The 19,167-nt window shown below is 69.7% G+C and carries 16 protein-coding genes and 1 pseudogene; 6 read left to right on the forward strand and 11 right to left on the reverse strand.

The genetic code is table 11. The features are described from left to right. Positions 1-365 precede the first annotated feature (365 nt). From AC3ETA_RS42915 to AC3ETA_RS42925, 3 genes are all read left to right on the forward strand, one after another. Positions 366-1,487 carry a sensor histidine kinase gene (locus AC3ETA_RS42915; RefSeq protein ID WP_432198340.1) on the forward strand — a complete coding sequence of 374 codons (1,122 nt, stop codon included), beginning with the start codon at positions 366-368 and terminating at the stop codon, positions 1,485-1,487. Then, positions 1,484-2,182 carry a response regulator gene (locus AC3ETA_RS42920; protein WP_432198341.1) on the forward strand — a complete coding sequence of 233 codons (699 nt, stop codon included), beginning with the start codon at positions 1,484-1,486 and terminating at the stop codon, positions 2,180-2,182. The genes AC3ETA_RS42915 and AC3ETA_RS42920 overlap by 4 nt, the downstream gene beginning before the upstream one ends. A gap of 188 nt (positions 2,183-2,370) precedes the next feature. After that, positions 2,371-3,969: an alpha/beta hydrolase gene (locus tag AC3ETA_RS42925; RefSeq protein ID WP_432198342.1), complete on the forward strand. Its 1,599-nt coding sequence runs from the start codon at positions 2,371-2,373 to the stop codon at positions 3,967-3,969. A 417-nt stretch (positions 3,970-4,386) separates the two neighbouring features. Here the strand turns inward: AC3ETA_RS42925 and AC3ETA_RS42930 are convergent, their stop codons facing one another. Beyond that, entirely contained in the window at positions 4,387-5,358 is a 972-nt protein-coding gene (locus AC3ETA_RS42930; RefSeq protein ID WP_432198343.1) for an SDR family NAD(P)-dependent oxidoreductase, read from the reverse strand. Between the two features lie 123 nt (positions 5,359-5,481). Here AC3ETA_RS42930 and AC3ETA_RS42935 point away from each other — a divergent pair, with 123 nt between their 5' ends. Continuing rightward, positions 5,482-5,994 (forward strand): TetR/AcrR family transcriptional regulator, encoded by a 513-nt coding sequence (locus AC3ETA_RS42935; protein ID WP_432198344.1) that lies wholly within the window; start codon positions 5,482-5,484, stop codon positions 5,992-5,994. 183 nt (positions 5,995-6,177) lie between these two features. Here the strand turns inward: AC3ETA_RS42935 and AC3ETA_RS42940 are convergent. Beyond that, positions 6,178-7,072 (reverse strand): annotated as a pseudogene (locus AC3ETA_RS42940) (transposase); the annotation flags it as partial. Here AC3ETA_RS42940 and AC3ETA_RS42945 point away from each other — a divergent pair. Beyond that, positions 6,984-7,517, forward strand: coding sequence for an ExeA family protein (locus tag AC3ETA_RS42945; RefSeq protein ID WP_432198345.1), 534 nt, complete (start codon positions 6,984-6,986; stop codon positions 7,515-7,517). The pseudogene AC3ETA_RS42940 and the gene AC3ETA_RS42945 overlap by 89 nt on opposite strands. A gap of 21 nt (positions 7,518-7,538) precedes the next feature. On the opposite strand, the gene AC3ETA_RS42950 is transcribed toward AC3ETA_RS42945, so the two are convergent. From AC3ETA_RS42950 to AC3ETA_RS42965, 4 genes are all read right to left on the reverse strand, one after another. Further along, positions 7,539-8,099 (reverse strand): hypothetical protein, encoded by a 561-nt coding sequence (locus tag AC3ETA_RS42950; RefSeq protein WP_432198346.1) that lies wholly within the window; start codon positions 8,097-8,099, stop codon positions 7,539-7,541. Between the two features lie 915 nt (positions 8,100-9,014). Continuing rightward, the gene (locus AC3ETA_RS42955) at positions 9,015-9,569 is read right to left on the reverse strand and encodes a nuclear transport factor 2 family protein (RefSeq protein WP_432198347.1); all 555 of its coding nucleotides are present in this window, start codon (positions 9,567-9,569) and stop codon (positions 9,015-9,017) included. Between the two features lie 397 nt (positions 9,570-9,966). Next, positions 9,967-11,157: a UDP-N-acetylglucosamine--N-acetylmuramyl-(pentapeptide) pyrophosphoryl-undecaprenol N-acetylglucosamine transferase gene (locus AC3ETA_RS42960; RefSeq protein WP_488187667.1), complete on the reverse strand. Its 1,191-nt coding sequence runs from the start codon at positions 11,155-11,157 to the stop codon at positions 9,967-9,969. A gap of 405 nt (positions 11,158-11,562) precedes the next feature. Next, entirely contained in the window at positions 11,563-12,009 is a 447-nt protein-coding gene (locus tag AC3ETA_RS42965; protein WP_432198377.1) for a UTRA domain-containing protein, read from the reverse strand. Positions 12,010-12,515: 506 nt separating this feature from the next. Here AC3ETA_RS42965 and AC3ETA_RS42970 point away from each other — a divergent pair. Next, on the forward strand, positions 12,516-12,746 hold the full coding sequence (locus AC3ETA_RS42970; RefSeq protein WP_432198348.1) for a hypothetical protein: 231 nt from the start codon (positions 12,516-12,518) through the stop codon (positions 12,744-12,746). A gap of 444 nt (positions 12,747-13,190) precedes the next feature. Here the strand turns inward: AC3ETA_RS42970 and AC3ETA_RS42975 are convergent, their stop codons facing one another. The 5 genes from AC3ETA_RS42975 to AC3ETA_RS42995 form a co-directional block, all read right to left on the reverse strand. Further along, positions 13,191-13,709: a VOC family protein gene (locus AC3ETA_RS42975; protein ID WP_432198349.1), complete on the reverse strand. Its 519-nt coding sequence runs from the start codon at positions 13,707-13,709 to the stop codon at positions 13,191-13,193. A gap of 338 nt (positions 13,710-14,047) precedes the next feature. Then, a complete protein-coding gene (locus AC3ETA_RS42980; protein ID WP_432198350.1) occupies positions 14,048-15,934 on the reverse strand; it encodes an NHL repeat-containing protein in 1,887 nt (628 codons plus the stop codon). 935 nt (positions 15,935-16,869) lie between these two features. Beyond that, positions 16,870-17,121 (reverse strand): DUF389 domain-containing protein, encoded by a 252-nt coding sequence (locus AC3ETA_RS42985; RefSeq protein WP_432198351.1) that lies wholly within the window; start codon positions 17,119-17,121, stop codon positions 16,870-16,872. Between the two features lie 361 nt (positions 17,122-17,482). Further along, on the reverse strand, positions 17,483-18,391 hold the full coding sequence (locus AC3ETA_RS42990) for a PaaX family transcriptional regulator C-terminal domain-containing protein (RefSeq protein WP_432198352.1): 909 nt from the start codon (positions 18,389-18,391) through the stop codon (positions 17,483-17,485). After that, a complete protein-coding gene (locus AC3ETA_RS42995) occupies positions 18,388-19,041 on the reverse strand; it encodes a GNAT family N-acetyltransferase (RefSeq protein ID WP_432198353.1) in 654 nt (217 codons plus the stop codon). Before AC3ETA_RS42995 ends, AC3ETA_RS42990 begins: the two co-directional genes overlap by 4 nt. Between the last annotated feature and the right edge of the window lie 126 nt (positions 19,042-19,167).

A 19,167-nucleotide genomic window follows, 5' to 3' on the forward strand; every position in this document is an offset into this window, starting at 1 on the left:
GTGGGACGGCCTGTGGGGCCGTATCCAATCGGTCCCGGGCCCGTCGCTGCGACTGCGGCCCGCTGGGCCATCCCGGTCGGAGCACCGGGCTGTCCGACGCTGCCGTACGGTGTGGTGCGACGCCGGAGGGGGCGAACCGAACGGGCGGCTCGCGGGACGGCCGTGGCCGGGTCCGCGGTCCGCTCAGGGTTGGACCCGCGGAATCATGGAGGATGGTGGAAGATCAAGCAGCCTGTGAGTCCTCGGGCTCTGCGTTCCCCACCCCGGCGGTCCTCGCACGCGCGGGCCCGGTGTCCGCTGCGGCCTCCTGGCCCCGCCTGCTGTCACGATGGTGGGAATCACGCGCCCCCGCCACCAGGGACCAGGTGTTCGCGTGCATCGTCACGGTGCTGTCGTTCGTGGCGCCACTGTCGCGGATCGGGGCGCAGTTCGGTGCTCTTCCCGCTCGGGACGCGTCCGTCGCGAGTGTCCTGCTGACCCTGGGGCAGGCCCTCCCGCTCGCGGTGCGCACCCGGTGGCCGGCCCTCTGCCTCGCGGTGGCGGGAACCTCGTTCGCACTCCACGAGTCCCTCGGTTGCCCGCCGACCTTCGCCAGCCTCGGCCTGTATGTCGCGCTGTACTCGGTGGGGGCTCACCAGGAACGTCTGAGGCGGGTCGTTCCACTGGCGGCGACGGGCGGATACGTGGTCCTCTGCGTCGTCCTGCGCGCGTTGGGATCACCCAACGGTTTGACCGACTATCTGGTTTACTACCTGGCTCTGGCGGCGATGTGGGCCCTGGGCGTCCAGGTCCGCGAGCGGCGCAGGCACGAGGCTGAGCGTCGGCTCCTGTCCGCCCGGGCGGCCGTCGCCGCGGAACGCAGCCGCATGGCCCGGGAGTTGCACGACGTGGTGACCCACCATGTGACCGCGATGGTGGTGCAGGCCGGCGCGGCCCAGTACGTCGCCGAGTCGCCGGACCGTGTGGGCGAGGCCCTCGTCGCCATCAACGGCACCGGCCGCCGCGCGCTGGCCGAACTCCGTCTCCTGCTCGGCGTGCTGGAGGCGACCGGCGATTCGGCGTCCTGGACACCGATGCCGGGCCGGGTGCCCGACCTGGTGGAGCAGACACGAGCGAGCGGCCAGCCGATCGAACTGGTCGAGGACGGAGCGCCGCCGGACATGGCTGCAGCGGCCCACCTGACGGTGTATCGCGTCGTGCAGGAATCCTTGACGAACGCCGTGAAGCACGCCGCGGGCAGACGAACGCTGGTACGGCTCGCGCACACTCCCGGCTGGACGGAGGTCGAGGTCACCACGGCCTCGACGGCCGACGGCGCGGCCGAGTCCGCCGCCGTGTGCGACAGCGGCCCGCACGTCCCGGGAGGCCGGGGCCTGACCGGGCTGCGGGAACGTGTGGAGATGCTGGGCGGGGAGTTCGCGGCAGGGCGCCGCTCCGACGGCGGTTTCCGCGTGCACGCGCGTATCCCCACGGGTGGTGCCGCGTGAGTGTTCCACCCTCCTCGATCCGGGTGCTGGTCTGTGAGGACCAGGCCCTCGTACGCGCCGGCTTCGTCACGATCCTGTCCGCGCAGCCCGACATGGAGGTCGTGGGGGAGGTCGTGGACGGCAGAGCGGCGATCCGGAGCACGGAGGAACTGAAGCCTGACGTCGTCGTGATGGACATCCGCATGCCCCTGCTCGACGGAATCGAGGCCACTCGCCACCTGGCCGGTCCCGATTCCTTCAGTCCCGCGAAGATCCTGGTCGTCACCACCTTCAACGTCGACGAGTACGTGTACGAGGCCCTCCGCGCCGGTGCCAGCGGCTTCATGCTGAAGGACGCCGCACCGCACGAACTGGTCAACGCGGTACGCACTGTTGCCCGCGGGGAGTCCCTCCTGGCCCCCGCTGTCACCCGTGCCCTGATCGGCCGCTTCGCCGAACGGGTACGTCCCTCCGCCCTCTCCGCGTCCCCCGAACGCGACCGCCTCAAGGTCCTCGCCCCCCGCGAGTACGAGGTCCTTCTTCTCATCAGCGAGGGGCTGTCCAACGCCGAGATAGCCGCCGAACTGGTCATCAGCCCCGAGACCGTGAAGACCTACGTCTCCCGCATCCTCGCCAAACTGAACCTCCGCGACCGCGTCCAGGCGGTGGTTCTGGCACACCGGGCAGGGGTGACGGGGCGTGGTGACCGAGCCTGACGGTCCGGTTCGACGGGTGCGAGACCGCCGAGGCCTGTCCTCGACGGGCGTTGTCCCCCGAGCGAGCTACACGAGGTGTCCACTCAGGGGTGAAGCGCGGCACCGGCGGCCGCCTGTTGACTCCGTGACTGTCAACGCAGCGGTCGGGCAGACGATCCGACCGTGCCGAACAGCAGGAGGCCGCCTACATGAGGATGATGCTCAGGTCCGGGAAGTCCGATGTTCCCGGTGCCCGCCGTTTCGCCACGGCCCTGGCCGTGGCGACGCTGGCCGGAACCGGGCTGGCAGCATGCGACGGACACGCAGCGGACACGCCGCGGGCCCAGGCCGCCGGGCAGAGGGCGGAGCGCACCGGGATCGACTGGGGCACCTGCCCGGAGCCGGCCGAGGGAACGATCCGAGATCCTCGTCTGACCTGCGGGATGCTGAAGGTCCCGTTGAATTACGGGGATCCAAACGGCACGAAGATCGAGGTGGCGGTCTCGCGCCTGGCCACCGCCGCACCCGGGAAGCGGCACGGCGTCCTGCTGCTGAATCCTGGCGGGCCGGCCCTGGGCGGTCTCTACATGCCCGCAACGATGGCGGCCACGCTGCCGAAGTCCGTGCTGGACCGCTACGACCTGATCGGCTTCGACCCGCGCGGCGTCGACCACAGTACGCCGCAGAGCTGCGGTCTGAAGGACAGCAGTGTGTCCGGGCTCTTCCCCTATCCCGCCGCGGACGGCTCGATCACCAGGAACGTGGCCCGCGCCAGGGCCGACGCCAGGACGTGCGCCGACACCGCGGGCGACCGGCTGCGGTACTTCAACACCGCCAACACGGCCCGCGACATGGATCGCGTTCGCCAGGCGCTCGGGGAGCGGAAGATCTCCTACTGGGGTCAGTCCTACGGCACCTACCTCGGAGCCGTGTACAGGTCCCTGTTCCCGGACCGGACCGACCGGGTGGTTCTGGAAGGCAACGTCGACCCCACCAATGTGTGGGCCGACGAAGTGGCGGACCGCTGGGGCAAGGGCATGGCCGAGCGGTTCCCCGACGCGGCTGCTGTCGCTGCGGCACAGGACAGCACCCTCGGGCTGGGCGACAGCGTCAAGGAGGTCACCCAGAGGTACCTCGCCCTCGCCGAGCGGCTCGACCGTGAGCCCGTCCCGGTGTCTGGCATGTCGCTGTCGTTGGACGGAGCGCTGCTGCGGACCGTCACCTACGGCATGCTTCAGCACAACAACACGCTTGCACCGCTGGCCCGTTTCTGGAAAGCCGCTGCTGACCTGGCCGACGGCGGCGCCACTGACGCGGACCAGACGGTTCTCGAACAGACCCTCGCCGACACCCCGCCGACGCCGGGTGTCCCCGAGGACAACCAGGCCACCATGTTCCTGGCTCTCCTGTGCGGCGACGCCGAATGGCCCCATGACACCGACGGCTACGCCACGCGCACCGCTGCCGACCGCGAGGCGTGGCCTCTTACCGCCGGGATGCCGGCCAACATCTGGGCGTGTGCTTTCTGGAAGGAGCCGGTAGAGCAGCCCGTGACCGTGACTGACGAAGGCCCGCGCAACACCTTGATCCTCCAGAACCGCAGGGACAACGCCACGCCGTGGGAGGGCGGCACAGGGCTGCACAAGGCCCTCGGCGGCAGTTCCGCCTTCGTCGGTGTGGACAACGGCGGGCACTACGTCTACGACGAAGGCTCTGCCTGCGCCGACAAGGCGACCGTCGGCTTCCTGACCACCGGCCGCCTGCCGAGCAGGACCGTCTACTGCACCGACGTCAAGCCGAACGAGTGAGGGGTGACGCGAGCGCCTCTCACAAGATCACGGCGACCCGGGGTGCCGTCGGCCACGCACCCCCGACGTCCGATGATGTGAGGTCGCCGGTCGTGCATCCATCCGAAGCCGACCGCGCTCGGGGCGTGCACAGGCGAGCCGGTCCAGGGTCTTCGGGTCGTGCGTGCCGGAGCCGCCCGATCGTGGTGGTGAGCAGTGCCTGAGGTCGTGGAAGCGAGTCCTGTCTGTTCAACGATGCTCAAGATGCCCATGTGGGCGGTGGGTTGAGGGGCATGGTGCGTGCCGACGGATTCTGACGCATGTCTGCGGGGTCTGGGTGTTCGTGCTGGTCAGGCGGGTGGCTTGTCTTCTCTAGCGGATCACTCTCACGGGCGTGCGATAGGTTGCCTCGGTGCAACTTGCTGTGGCGTCAAGAGGTCAGACGCGGAGCAGGTCGGTCGAGATGCTCCAGAGGCGCTTGGCGGTTGCGGGGTTGAGCGCCCATTCCTTGACACCGTGCGGGTGCTGCGCGAGGTCGGCGTCGTTCGGCACGGCGTAGGCCTCTTGTGCATCGTCCAGGTAGTGGCCGCCGGAATGGGCGAACTCGGGGGCGACGGCCGCGACGATGCTGGTTGCGGCCCCCTGCTCAACCGTTTTGTATGTGAAGACTCCGGCGGCCTCGGCCGCGTCGAGCGATGCCTTCTGTTCCGGCGTGAAGTTCCGCTGCAGTCCCGTTGCGATACCGCCGGGATTCACCGCGTTGGCGACGATACCGTCGGACGCCCATAGGAGGGTCGCTTCGACGGCGAAGAGGGAATTCGCCGTTTTCGACTGCGCGTAGGCGATCTGCGCGTCGTAGCTGCGGCGTTCGAAGTGGAGGTCGTCGAAGTCGATGCCGGACCGCATGTGCGCCGTCGAACTGACGGAGACGATCCGTGCTCCGTCGCGGTCGGCCGCTCCCCGGGCCAGGGCGTGGTGAAGACCGGTGGCCAGCGCGAAGTGGCCGAGATGGTTCGTCGCGAATTGCAGCTCCCAGCCCTCCTGCGTCCGTTCGAGGCCACCGGTGACCACGCCGGCGTTGTTGATCAGCAGGTGAAGCGGGCCGTCCCACGCCTCGACGAACCGTGTGACGGAGGCCCTGTCGGCCAGGTCGAGCCGGACGACGCGGGGCTGGATCCCTCCGGTCGACTCTCCGATCGTCTTGGCGACGGCGTCACCCGCGGTTGTGTTCCGGACGGCGAGCGTCACTTCCGCCCCGGCAGCGGTCAGCGCACGAGCCGTCTCGATCCCGAGTCCGGAGGAAGCTCCCGTCACGATCGCGCGGACGCCGGTGAGGTCGATGTCCCGCAGCGCTTCGTCCGCGGTGTTGGAGGAGGTGAAGGGTGTGCGGATGAGTTTGCCAGTGACCATGGCGGCAACTATACGTACTAGACTCAATTTGTATAGTTCGTTTCTCGCTCATATGCTCGCCTCATGAGTAGTCCCGAAGCCGGCCACCCGCCGTCGACAGTCGCTGATACCGACCGTCGAACCATGGTTCTGGAGTCCGCCATGGCCACGTTCGCGCGATTCGGTTACCGGAAGACCTCGATGGAGGAGGTGGCGCGGGCGGCGCATATCTCCCGGCCCGGGCTCTACTTCCTCTTTTCCTCGAAGGAGACTCTGTTCCGTGCCGCGGTCACCCAGGCCTTGGATCGCGACATCACCGCGGTCGAGCAGGTCCTGGCCGACAGCGTCCGCCCCCTTACGGAGCGCCTCCTCGAAGCGTTCGACCAGTGGGCGGGCCGCTACATCGGCCCGTTGGCGCGCGATGTCGCGACAGTTGTTGAGGACAATCCCGACATCCTCGGAGAGATCGTCGAGACCACGCCGCGACGTTTCGAGGAACTGATCACAGACGCGATCGCCGTCGAGTCAGGACGAGAGGCGGCCCTCCCTGTCGCACAGACGATGATCAGCGCATCGATCGGCCTCAAGCACCAGGCCGCATCCCGGGAGTTCTACCTCGAACGGCTGGCGGTCGCTATCAGTCTCTTGGTGCGCTGAAAACGCTCCCGGCCTCCATTGCCTCGAGGTTTCGTGACGGCCCGGCGACGGAGTCGGGGGGACCGTTTTCATGCCGTGGGCGAAGGGTGTGCAGGCCCAGGGCCCGAATGTCGCCCCGGGCTGGCGCCGGGTTCCACTGCTCCGAGTGTTGGGCTGCTGTCGTAGGGACGGGGAATCCGTTGGTCATCCCGGGTTCGGCAGGAGTGCGAGCCGTTCGGGAGCTGTGGTGATGTGGCTGGTCCAGGGCCAGTGCCGGGCCAGGCGGAGGATCCGCCGACGGCCGGTGGTCACGAGTTGTCCTGCCATGGCGACAAGACGGAGCCGCAGTCGGCGGGGTCCCAGAGCCTGGCCTTGCCGGTCAGTGCGAGCATCGGCACCCAGGCCAGCAGGTCCAGTGCGATCTGCACGATCTCCAGCCAGATCCGGTTCTGGGCGGTGCGGTGCAAAGGGAGATTCCGCAGGCCGGTGGCCCGGGCGCGGATGCGGTCCTCGGCCCGGGCCCGCAGCCGGTGGCGGAGCTCGAGCCCGGCGATCGGTCGGCCGCAGATGTTGGTGGCGAAACAGGTCAGCCGCATGCCGTCCGCGTCCGTGAATCTCAACTGAGCTCCAGGGTGCGGCCGTTCCTTCCGAACGATGAGCCGCATGCCCTTCGGCCAGCCGTCCAGGACATCGCCGGTGAATTCGGCGACCCAGACGCCGTCACAGATCTCGCCCTCGGCCTCGACGGCGGGCGTCCAGGCCGAGGCCGGAACCTTCAAGGGTCTGACGTCCACGCCGGTACTTCTTCGGCAGTTGAGACAGGTCCAGTTGGGTGGCGGTGATGTGGCCGGCGGCCGTGTTCGAGCCCGCCTTCCCCGGCCTGAGCAGGGCTGCCACCGGCTCACCGGTGCCGCCCGGTCCGTGGTCGACGAACCCCCATCAGCGGATGGCGACCGTAGGCTCTCTTCCGCGTCGGTGCGATCGGGGTCCGCGGCATCCACGAGCAGATCGTGCATGCCTTCGGGCAGACCCCCGCCGACCTCGGATCCCGGCTGACCGTCCAGACCGGCAGGGCCCTGCTGTCCGAACGGGAGGAACGCGGACGCACCCCCGTCCTGGTCGGCGACGAAGCCCACCTGATGTCCTACGAACAGCTGGAATCCATAGGGATGCTGACGAATCAGGGCATGGACCAGGACTCCCCGCTGTCCTGCCTGCTGGTCGGCCAGCCCACCCTGAGACGGACGATGAAACTTGCCGTTCTGGCGGCCTTGGAGCAGCGGACCGCCCTGCGTTACACGATGCCGGGCATGCCCCCGAAGGAGACGATCAGCTACGTCGCCCACCATCTGAAGATCGCCGGACGGCCTGACCGGCTGTTCACCGAGGACGCCCTCGCCCTGATCCACACCACCTCGCGCGGCTACCCGCGGGCCGTCAACAACCTGTCCCTGCAGGCCCTGGCCGCCGCGTGCGCCACCGGCAAGAACCTCGTCGACGAGGCCGCCGCCCGCGCCCCCGTGAGCGAGGTGGTCGGCGACTGAGGGCCGGTTCCTGCTCCCCGGTCAACCACAGGACGACACAGGCTGCAGGACCGTGACGTCACTGAGCGCCATGGTGACGGTCCGACCGCCCGCCTTCAGGGTCAAGAACCCGTAGTCGCTGTCGCTCAGAGGCCCGCAGACAGTGCCGGCCTTGGTACTCACGCGGACAAGACTCCGCGTCACGCTGCCCGTGTTGTCAACCTCATCCGCCTTCACGGGCCACCAGGAAGCGGCTGCCGACAGAGCGAGCAGTGCGACGGCTGTGAAGGTCAGGGCGATTCCGGTGCGCAGGGCACGGCTGATTCGCTGAGGGGCGACCGGGCGGGCCGCGATCCGGTACAGGGGCCAGGCAGCGAAGCCGACGAGGAAGACCGCGCAGCAGGCGACGGCCAGGGCGCTCAGCGCCAGCACCCCGGCCGCTACCTGGATGCTCCACGGGACCCCCGCCGGGCCGCTGTCCTTGAGTACCCCGCACAGGCCGACAAAACCCAGAACGGCCAGTTGGACGCCCTGCCAGCCCTTGGCGGTCGTCCGCAGGCCATCTGGGGCAGGTGCCTGTCCGTGCCCGGCGTCGCTCGTCATGGCTTCGGCCTCCTTCCAGCGTGTCCATCCTCGCAGGTACGCCTACCAGGTCACGGAACTCGGCTCGGCGCGGACGTTCCATTCACCCGCCCGCCGCACCAACAGCGCCTTCGCAGTCCTCGGTGTCGCCGCCCCGCCGAATCGGTGAACCACCGGCAACCGGCACCTTGCCGAGGGAAACGACACCTCACCTCGCCGACGACCGGCCGACGGGGACACCACTGCCGTGTGGCTGCTGGGCAGCCTGCCTTACGACCGTGGCAACGAGAACGAGGCCGCCGAACTGTTTCAGCAGGCCGCCGTAGAGGGGCACCAGGAGGCGGAGTTCAGTCTGGGTGTCCTGTTTGCCCGGCGCGGTGCGTACGAGGAGGCTAGAGTTTGGCTTTAGCAGGTGGCTGAGGCCGAGCAGCGGCAGGACGACGCCGGGGACGTCAATGCCCTGTTCAACCTGGGCGTGGTGCTGCGAGTACGGGGCGGACTCGAAGAGGCCGAGGGCGTCTTCCGCCGCTCGCCGCTCGCTGGCCGAAGGCGAAACGGACGCGGCGGAACAGTTGGCACAGTTGCTGACCGTACGCGGTGAACAAGGCGAGGCTGCCGATCTCCGTCGTCGGCATCCAAGGGCGTAACGTGATCAGTCCTATCGCCGCCCGCTGGCGCTGAGCGCTGATTAGCTCCCCAACGGGGCGCGGGCGTGCTGACTGCGCTTCCGCGCGTGAGCAACCTCCCGAACAACTGTCGGCCAACCCCGCCCTGCGCTTGCCGAATACCTCCTCCATGCTGGTCGGGCGGCATGTTGATACTCGTGGAGGGTGCCGCCGAGCCGCGCTCGCCGTGGTATGGGTCAGCTGGAGCGCCAAGAAGTCATTCCTGAAGGGGCAGGTGGGGCGGCTGCCGGGGCCGTGCTGTCGCTGAGGGTCATCTGCGCTTGTCCTCACCCGTCATCGCCAGCCGGTTCAGGGGCCCGTCGGTCAGAGTGGCGTGCTGGTCGGTCACAACGGGCAGCCCGGCCATCGCCTCCGGCCCGACGAGCCCTGTTTGGGCGAGGACCGCGGCCTGGTCCCAGTAGATGTGCTCGCTCGCGATCAGGGCGCCGTCGAAGGAGACGACGGCGAGGACGGCGACCGTGACACGCCGGCCGGTCGGTGCCACCCCCGGAAGGATCCAGGGCACGGGGGTGGCATGGGTGAAGGAGACGAGCATCTCGTCGACGATGCGGTTGGGCCCGGTGGTGCGGGTGAGTGTCGTGGGACTGAAGTCCGGGGGGTTGTGGCCGATGAACCAGCGCCGGTAGAAGTCGCGGACGGCCTGCTGGCCGCGGGCGCCCATCGCGGTGGGCACATGGAGGACCTGGGCATTGTGCGTCATCGTGGCCATGGTCGCGTCGACGTCGAGCGTGACGAACTCGCTGTTCATATGGAGATCCCAGACACGCTCCAGCTCGGCGGGCGAGGTGTTCGCTCCGGCGGTCATCCGGTACCTCCAGCGAAGAGTGCGAGTGCCCGGTCCTCGGCGGGCGCGGCGGGCCGGAGGGCGCATCGCCGTGCGCCGCCTCAAATGATCCTTCACCAGCCCGCACCGGCGCTGGCCGAGGCGCGCCGTGCACTCGGCCGACCGACGAGGAGATTGTCGATGCCCTCGCAGCGCTGCAGCTGCACGGCCTGGCCATGGACCTGGGGGCGCGAAGTGGTCCGTCGGCCTCGGCCGGCTATCCCTGTAGCGAAGCCAACGCGCACAAACTCGGGCCTTACCTACCAGGCCGCGATGTCCCCGACCCGATCGGCCAGGGAGAGTCCGCGTTCAACTGTGCCGTGCCCATTGAGGCGGGCACGGCGTTGCACACCGACCGCCGCCTATAGCCGCAGGCTGGTCAGTTGGATGCGGCGGACAGGATCACGTCCACGAGCCGGTCCGCCGCATCGGGCCTGCCGTGCGCCCGGGCCCGCTGCGTCATCTCTGCCCGCCGTGCGGGATCGGCGAGGAGCGGGCCCACTGCGTCTCGCAGCTGGTCGGCAGTGACGTCACCGAGCAGAGCCACAGCAGCCCCGGCCTCCTCCAAGTGACGGGCGTTGTGCGCCTGCTCGTTCCCCGCGGAGGAGGCGAGCGGGATGAACACGGCCGGTTTGCCCAGCGCGGTGAGTTCGGCCAGGGTCCCGGCCCCGCTCCTGGACACGACAACGTCCGCGAGCGCCAGGACGTCGGGCAGCTCCGGACCCACGAACCCGGCGAGGCGGTACCGGCCGGCCGACTCAGCCGGCAGGGCCGCCGCATGCTGCCGCAGCTCCCCGACGTTGTCCGGGCCGCACTGATGGATCACGTTCGCCCGCTGCAGCAGCCAGGGCAGGGCATCCCGTACGACGCCGTTGATCTGCTGAGACCCCTGCGCGCCACCCGTGACGTAGACGGTCGGCAGGCGACGGTCGAAACCGTGAAGTCCCAGAGCCTGCACCGCCTTGTCCGCGTGACCGGCCAGCACTTCGGGCCGGATCGGGTTGCCGGTGACCACCGAGGCGCCACGTACGTCTTGCGGCAGGAGAGGCACCGTCGACTCGGACGACACCGCGATCCGCGTCGCCGAACCGGCCAGTTTCCGGTTGGCCAGGCCGAGGCGCACCGTCTGCTCGTGCAGCACCAAGGGCACCCGGCACATCCGCGCGGCCAGGCCCGCGGGGACGGCGACGTAGCCGCCGGTGGCGAGGACCACGTCCGGCCGGAAGTCCGCGACCACCTTGCGTGCCGGGGCCACGCCGAGCGGCACCCGGGCCATGTCCCGCATGTTCGCCGCCGACATCATCTTCAGGGGGTTGGCCGAGCGGCGGATCTTCCCCGTGGCCACCGTGGCGAAAGCGATGCCTTCGCCCGGTGCGACACGTGCTTCCAGGCCTTCGGCGGTGCCGATCCACAGCACATCGAGGGCCCTGCCCTCGGTCGCCAGCCGATTCTGCAATGTCCGGACCGCGGTGAGCGCCGGGTACGTGTGCCCGCCGGTGCCACCGCCCGTGACAATCAGCCGTAGGGGAGGAACGTTTGAAGTCGAGCCACCAAGGGAGAAGTCAGCCACGCAGCGAGAGTTGCGCGACCTTCATGCCTGTCTGGGACGACGCTCATTGGCAGTGGATGTGGCAATGTGGAGTGGCTTGGTCCGTCGCTCATTCCCCCGTCGTGACGGTCCAAGCGCCTGCGCAGTTCGAGGAGTTCCCGAATACGGTGTGCGGCGTGAGGGGATCCAGGCACGAGACTCTGCCGTGCAAGTGGTGCGAGGCGCCGGTTGTACAGCTGGAGAGCCGCTGGCGCAGGCGGCGTTATTGCAGCAGGTCGTGCCGCCGCAGCTACCGGGGCATGAGCGCGTTCATCAGGTTTCTGGACGGTCTGTAGGCCAGGCGGACCGCTGTTGGCCCGATAGCAACACGGCACGCCGCATCTGCGCACGGCGGGCGCGGAATCAGGGCACCGTGGGTCGGCATTCTCAGGCCGGCTCAGGCGGGTCGACGGCGAACTCGTAGGCCACTTCCCACCGGACGTCGGGAACGGTGATGTCGGCGGTTTCCACCGCGCGTCCGTCACCGTCGTAGTACGTCCGCTCGATGACCAGGACCTGGTCGCCGATGCTGATGCCGAGCAGGTTGGCCTGCGCCTGGGGGGGGGCTCTGGCCGGCCTTCGCACTTCGACGGCTGTGGCGATGCCGATGCCGAAGAACCGCATGCGCTCGACGACTCCTTGGCCGGCGAGCGGTCCCATCTCGGGCAGCACGATCGGCGTGTCACCGGTGATCGCCATCGGTTCCCAGCTGACTGAGAGCTGGGCGGGCCGGCCGTTCGCGAGGAACTCGTACGCGGTACGGATGCACGGGTCGCCCTCGTCGATTCCGAGGCACCGGGCGATGTCGGCCGGGGCCGCCTTCGTCCGGCTGATGAGTCAGACGTGCCATCACCCATGCGGTCCTGGCGTCCATCCCGTCGCCGAAGTCGGCGGCCAGGCGTAGAGACCGCTACGTCGTGCGCGGTGCGAGCACTTATCGTGCCAGCGGGAAGCGGACCTGGTGGGCTCTCGCAGACGTTCTGGCTGCTCCGCCGGGCTGGTTCCTCAAGATCGCGGTCGTGAGAGTTCGAGTCGGCCACGACCATGAGTCTGGTGAGAGGCGGATCGGCCCGGAGGTGCTCGGCCCAAAGATCACCGAAAGGGGCGTCGGTGACGCCGCCCTTGACAGCCGGCCGACCGTGGGCGGCTCAGGTGAGGGCCGTGGCTTGCGGCGTGCAGGATCACGCTTTCCTCGGAAGGCGTGAGCAGGATGCCGCGACTCTGATGGCGGGTCTGTCAGAAGAGCGGCTTTGGCGCGTGGTCGGTGGTGACGTCGAGTAGCCGGACTTGTTCACGTTCTTGTGGTGGATGTGAACTCCCTTGTATGGACCGTGTGTTGGGTGCCTTCGGTGTTGGTCGTCGAGGACGTGGTGGACGGCGGTGACGCCGTGGTGGTCCCGGCCCGGACGCGGGATGTGGCGGCGCGGTGTCCGGTGTGCGGACCGCCGACGGCGAAGGTGCACGGTCATCAGCGCCGAACGGTGGGGGAGGTGCTGGTCGATGGCCGCGAGGTCGTCGTCCATCTGTGCGGACGTCGGCCGGCCTGTCCGGTCCTGGGCTGTCGGCGGTAGCCCCTCCGCGAGCAGCTTCCCGGACTGCTGGAGCACGATCAGCGCCGCACGGAGCGGCTTGCCTGGCAGATGTCCCAGGTGGCGCGGGAATTATGAGGCCGGGTGCCCACGCGGCTGGCCGGCCCGCTGGCCGCGCCCGTTTCCCGCCGTACCGCGCTGCGTCAGCTTCGGCGCGTGCCGCTGTCCCGCAGAAGGCCATCCCGCGGGTGATCGTCGTGGAAAGCTTCGTCTTGTGCCGCCACGTAGGCGCAGTCGTGATCTCGCTCCGGAGCGTGAACTGCGCGTTCGAGCCTGCTTCCTCAGCGAGCTGACCTGCATGACGCGCTGATGGACAGCGGACATTACGGTGGCGTGGGGATGCGGCGAGGCCGGTCTGCGCCATGCTGCGTGGCGATAGGCGACCGAGGTCGCAGCTTGGCCGGTGAACTCTTGTTTGGCGCCTTGTCACCCGTCATCGGTGTTGCTGGGAGACACCGATGACGGCGTGGGCACGTCGAGGGCCGGGGTGGTGTAGGTGCCTGTGACTGTGTTGTCGGCGTCGTATGCCACACCCTGGAAGCCGGTGTCCGGCGGGCTTGTCACGTGTCGGACGCGCAGGACGATCCCGTCCGGATCGACGATGTCCACGGCGGTCCCGTCCGGGTCGGTGACCGGGCCGCGTGGGTCGAGCCCGAGCCTGGCGAACCGTCCGGCCAGCTTTTCCACCGTCTCCCGCGAGGGCGCTTTCAGCACCAGGGGGCGGCTACCGTGCAGGTCTCGAACCCCGGGCACGGTCGACAGGTCCTGCAGGACGATGACGAAGTCCGCATCCTGGTCGTGCAGGACGACTCCCCACACTGTGCCGTCGACTGTGAACTCGCGGATGAACCTCAGATCGAGCACCTCGCAGTACCAGCGCGCACTGCGCGTGAGGTCGCGGACCATGACGGTCGCCGCGACGATGCCTGTGACTCCTACGCCCATGGGCTGCCTCCTGTTCCCTTCCGCTGATCGCGCTGCTGTGGGCCCGGATCACCGCAGCCCCGTGCCCTCGCCTTCCAATGGACTCCCGGTGTGGGGATCCCCGCAACCGGTCCATCGCTTCGCCGGCGCGGTCGGCTGGGCGCCGCCCGCGGCACCGGCGTGAACGGCCCGGCCGTCACCGCCAGATGACGTGCCGGGGACCGGTGCTCCCGTCATACATCACCGCTGGGCGGGCCTATCAGCGGTGGTGAACAACGGTGTCTGATGGGAGCAGTCCGGAACGGGGCCGGGTGCGGACGCCGATTGGGCGTCGAGGAGCCGGCCCCGGGTCCCGGCTGTCAGAGGTGCTGCGGCGGTCCGAGCAGTGGGGTGCGCACGGGGGCGGCGAGCCCGATGAACACGACCACCTCGTGGCCGCCGGGGTTGGTCTGCAACGGCACCGTCCTCCAATTGTTGACCAGCCAGACGTTGCCGGAGGGGTCGATCTGGACAGCCGTGTTGCGTTCCAGCCCATCGCTTGTGTACCCGGTGCCGGCCGGTGAGATCGGCTCGCCCGTGTGGAGTCCGGGCGGGCAGGCGGTCGGGCGGGCACCGCACAGGTTGGCCAGGCGGTGGCCGCCGAAGTTCGCCACCCAGACGGTGTCGTTGCCGTCGACGGCGATGCCCCAGGGCAGGAACAGCCCGTCGTTGACGAACGGCTTGGCGGGAGTGGTGCCGTCGGGACGGACCATGGTGACGGAGGCGTCGACGTGCCGGGTGACGATGTCCTCGATGGCCTCGGCGACCATGGCGGGCGTGGTGCCCTCGCAGGGTGCGACCACCGCGCCGCCGTTGGCGACCCACACGTTGCCCAGGCTGTCGGAGGCGACACCCATGGGGCGCTTGATCCCGCCGCCGGTGATCGAACGCAGGGGTGTGCCCTGCGGGGACAGCAGCATGACGCTGTCGCTTCCGTTGCCGGTCACCCAGGCGCGTCCCCGAATGTCCACCGTGATACCGAACGGCTTGATCAGACTGTCGCCGCGGGGCGCGATGTTCCGGGCCCTTCGAGGGTTCCCGTCCGGGATCCGGGTCACGCTTCTGCCACCGCAGTTGGCGACCCAGATGTTGCCCTGACGGTCCGACACGATGCCCTGCGGCTGGACGATGTCGCCCTGCCGCCAGCCCTGGGGAGGGGAGAGGGGCAGTCCGTCGGCGGTGAACTGCGAGACGCTGCGATACAGGCGGCTGGCGTCCAGGGGACAACCGGTGCCCTGAAAGCCGAAGTTGGCCGCCCAGACATGGCCCTTGGGGTCCACGGCGGTGCCGAATCCCACGCCGTAGAGTCCCCCGCCACGGTACGGGGAGCCGGGGACGTCGTGGCCGGTCGGAGTCAGCCGGGACAGGATGCGGGAACCGCAGACGGACTGCCGGGGATCGGGGTTGTACACGTAGTTGTTACCGATCCAGGCGGTGCCTTGCGCGTCGAAGGCGACGTTGCCCGGTCCGTCCAGTTCGCGGCCGTTGCCCACATAGCGCAGGGCGAGGGTCCAGGCGTCGGGTGCCGTCGTCAGTCTGGGCCGGTAGGTGCTGCGGCCGTCGGCCAGCGCGAAGAGTTCGGTGACGTGGTTGCCGGGCAACCGGGCGATGTCCGCAACGGCCTGGAAGGTCTCTCGGGGTGCGGGTGCCCCGGGATGTCCTGCCAGGTCGAAGAGGCTGCGGCAGGTCTGTCCGGCGGTGCAGCCGGACAGGATGTCGGCCAGCGTGTTGAAGGCGCGCAGAGTGGACGTCTGGTTGCCGTTCGGGGCGGTGGCGAGTGTCCTGGCCGCCCTGCCGCTGGTGATGTCGGCCAGGTTGTGGGAGACGGCCGCGGCGTTCTGCAGCCCGGGGCTGCGCCCAGCCACCTCCCCTTGGCGGGTGAACTGCGCCATCGCGAATCCCGCCGCGACCGTGGTGCGCTCATTGAGCACCACTTTGCCGGTACGGCGGCCGGTGCCGAGCATCGCGACCAGCCGGACCGGCCGCACGCGGTGCACGGTGCGGGGGTGCCCGGGGCCGGCCGGTCCCGTCTCCGCGGCCAGGTAGAGCACGACGTCGGGGTCGGTCGGGGCCCGGTACGAAAGCCGGAAACGACCGTCGGTGTCGGTGTGTGTGCGGGCCAGCGGCCGGGCACGGGCGCCGAGGCGGTCCCCGGCCTGGAACAGCGTCACCTCGGCGGCTGCGATGGGCCGGCTGCCGCTGCGCACGGTGCCGTGCTGAATCGGCGTGCCGTGTCCGGGTGATGATCCGCCCGTGGTCTCCGGATACGAAGCCCCCACGACGAGGGAGGACAGAAGAGCGGTGACTAGAGCAGCTGTGCGACGACGCACGAGAACTCCATATCTCGGGCAGGAACAGGGTGCCGCCGGGGCGTTCCGTCGGCGGATTTCGGTGGCTTGGCTGGAGGGCTCACGGTTTCAGTGACGTGGCGCGGACGCGCCCCAGCCGCCGTCGCACGGCGCTGTCATCACCCCTTCAGGTGACCGAGGCGGGACCGGACGGCCCTGGTGGCGACACGCGGGGGCGACCGGCGAGCGCGGTCGAGGCGGCTGCGAAAGCCCCGATCACCGTTCCGGGGAGCTGACGGCGGTGCGCCGAGCGGTGATGGCGGCGCGCGGTGGGAGCCGGAGTGCCGGACGAGGCACGACCGTTGTGCCCCGGCGGACGGTATGGACGGCCCGGCCCGGCGCGGCGCTGAGCCGCCGACTACTCCGGCGTCGATGCGCCGGCCGGGCGTGTCGTCCACCACGGGGATACCGTTCGGGACTGTCCTTTCCGCCGGTCGAGCAGAGACTCCATTGGCGGGAGGTCACCGGGGCTGCGGACGTGGACGTACATCGTCTGGGACGTCGCGTCGACGCTCGTGACGGACGTGCCCGGCACGTCGGCAGGCCGACTGCTGTGCTGCGTCCTTGGTCCGGTCGGTCCGCGTGTGGAGCAGGAGCGTAACCACGGTGTTGGCCGCCAGCGGAACGAACACGGCGGCGAACAGCAGGATCATGGCCGCATATGCCCTTCGGGCGGGCCGTCCGGCTGCCTTGTCGGCCTGCACTGCGCAGCCGAGCGAGGCGAAGACCACCATGCCCCCGAGAACCGGGGCGAAGAGGTTCGACGCGAACAGCTTCAGCGCGCCCGGCGTCAGTCACTGCGACAGCTGCCCCAGGCATACTCCGGCCACGAGCAAGGGCGGGAGGAGGGAAAGGGCGATCGTGCTGCCCGGCAGCACAGCGGCCACGTCCCGGCGGGCCAGTGCCACCGCACCGGCGAAGCCGGTCGCCAGGGCCGTGATCAGGTCCATCAGGCCCGGCGACGTCCGTGACGAGCTCTGGCTGTTGGACGGCGGGTCGTAGTCACCGGGGAGGGCCACCGGCGTGGCCATCCCGATCGCGGTCACCAGCAAGCACGCGAGGAGGACGACCTCGACCGATCCGGTGCGGCGGGCGGCGCCGCACCGATCCCAGGGCGATGCCTATGACGGGTGTGGACAGCGGCGCGATGATCACCGCGCCGATCATGGTGGCCGTCGAGTCCGTGAGTAGTCCGCCGACAGCGATGTTGCGAGCGCAAGAGCTGCATCATGCTCCGGGAGTAGTCAAGCGATTACGTAGAGGGCAGGGAATCGATGGAAGTAGCGCTGCTGCCAGTCCTGTTGTCTGGGTGTCCAGGCGTGCGTAAGCGTCAGGGTTCGCGAGAACCTTCTGCGCCGCGGCGCAGGGCGGCCAGCGGTCTCTTCGACTCGCGGTCTCTCCGGGGAGCTACACGTCGTCTGCCGGGTGCAGCGCGTCCGCGTACAGCGCGAACAGGCGCAGGTCCGCGGTGCGGCCGGCTGGTCCGGGGGTGCGCAGGCGACTCCAGCAGTCGGCGGTCAGGCGGCGGGCGCGGCGGCCGGGCCAGGTCGGGGGCAGGAGTTCGGGAGGCAGGAGGGGGTCGGGAGCCATCGCCGTTGTGAAGCGGGCGGCGAGTTCCACGGTGATGGTCAGTCGTTCCGGGTCCGAGGGCTGTGGCCCGTGGGCAAGCCGGTCGAGGCGGGTCTCGGCGAAGGCCGCGAGGCGGGTGTGCCGGGCCGCGATGTCCTCCAGCGGCCACAGGGTGGCGGCCAGCTCCCGTGGTTCGGTGGTGTCGCCGATGCGCAGGTCGGTGGTGGTCAGGCAGGTGAGCGTGTCGAGGACGCCGAGGCGGGCGGCGAAGGCCCGGACGAGCTCGGCGACGGGGTTGGCGGTGACGTACAGGCCGCTCTGGACCGGCGCCGCGCCGAGATGGAGGAGGTGCTCGCGCAGGGCGTCGCGGGCGGTGCGGAGGGCTTCGGGGACGGCGAAGGCGTACAGGTGCCACGTGCCGTCCCATGGGGCGAGCCCGGCATCCTGACGGTAGGCGTGGCGGACGTAGGCGGCATCCGGCGCCAGGGACCCGGTGACGTCGGCGACGGCGCGCAGCGTGGCCTTGCGGCCGCGGCCCTCCTGGATGAAGCGGCCCTCGCCGACGAGGCGTCTGACGCACAGTCTGACCTGCTGGTCGGTCATGCCCAGCAGTGCGGCGACGGTGTAGAGCTGGTCGGCGTCGACGGTGCCGTCGGCACGGACAAGGGCGTGCACGAGCAGCCGGGTGGGGATCTCCGTCGCGCCGGCCGGATCGCCCGCAGGCGAGGCGGGGTTGAGCGCGTTCACGGCGCACTCCCCGCTTCCGGCGCGTCCGCCGCGGTGACCTCGCGGTGCATGGTGGTGACCGCGCCGAAGCCCATGAGGCCGCGCAAGCAGGGGGTCCGCTCGGTGCGGACGGCGGTGAAGCCGTGCCGTTCGTACAGCGCCCTGGCGCGGGTGTTGACGTCGATGACGTCCAGGCGGACCCGTCGGCAGCCGTGGTCCGCCGCCACGGACGCGATCTCCTTCAACAGCCGGCTGCCGACACCGGTCCCGCGGTGCGCCGCGTCCACGGCGATGCCGTCCATGACGAGTTCGCCCTCGGCGGGGGTGCGTTCGAGCAGGGCGAGGACCGCGAGGCGGGGCAGGCCCCGGAACAGGCCGTAGGTCTTCAGTACGTCCTTCACGCCGCCGCCGGTCAGGGCGCGGCCGCCGAGCCGGTACCCGGCCACGCCGACCACCCGTCCGCCGGCGAGTGCGACGAGGCCCCGGTCATGGTGGAGGTGTGTGGCGATGAACCGGCGCCCTGTCTCCGGCGGGCCGAGCGCGGGGGCCAGCTTGCGCCCGAACGCCTCCCAGTAGAGCTCTGCCACCCGTGCTTCATCACCTCCGGACACTGCCCGGCGCACCACCGTCTGGTCGCTCTTGGCCGTCGGCCCGCCTTGTGCCGTCTCCATGCCGCTCCTCCCGTCGCTCGATCACTGTGCAGGATCGCTTTGCCTGTTCACCTACAGTACGTTCATTTTAGCAACGAGCGTTTGATGTATGAGCAATTTGAAGAGTGAGGCCTGTTCGTGAGAGTT

It is taken from the genome of Streptomyces sp. bgisy027 (assembly GCF_057710365.1).